The sequence below is a fragment of the Mycobacterium sp. NGS69 genome, assembly GCF_059812165.1.
Window position 1 is genome coordinate 1 of sequence record NZ_JCALCD010000031.1, and the last position, 409, is coordinate 409.

General features: G+C 60.9%; 1 pseudogene. It reads right to left on the reverse strand.

Annotation, left to right across the window (positions count from 1 at the left end):
• Positions 1–157: pseudogene (locus AC5Y2S_RS28950) on the reverse strand (IS110 family transposase); the annotation flags it as partial.
• Between the last annotated feature and the right edge of the window lie 252 nt (positions 158–409).

The following is a 409-nucleotide window of genomic DNA, read 5'->3' on the forward strand; positions in this document are numbered from 1 at the left end:
GCTCTCGTGCCCACATCACTGCCTCGGTATGCCCATCGCTGGTCGCCTTGACGACCTTCTCGGCGAGTCGGCGACCGACCTCGTCGACCGCGACAAACGTGTGAGTCTGCTTGTGCACATCGGCTCCAACCACAACCATGGAGGTTGCCTCCTTCACATTAAGAGGTGAACACAGGTTGGGCCGGCCGGCGGACATAGCTCAGTTGGGGCGGTTGCCACGCTCCTATCAGGTCACGTCGGCCGGTCCTTCACACCCGGTGCCGACATAACGCTCAAAAGCCAACCCGAAGGCGACATGCAGACTCTGGGTCAGACACCGGGTGATCCAGAACCAACCACCCCACCGCGGCAACTGTCACACCGACACACCGCGATACGGCTAACTCAGACTGACACTGAGCAGACTCGA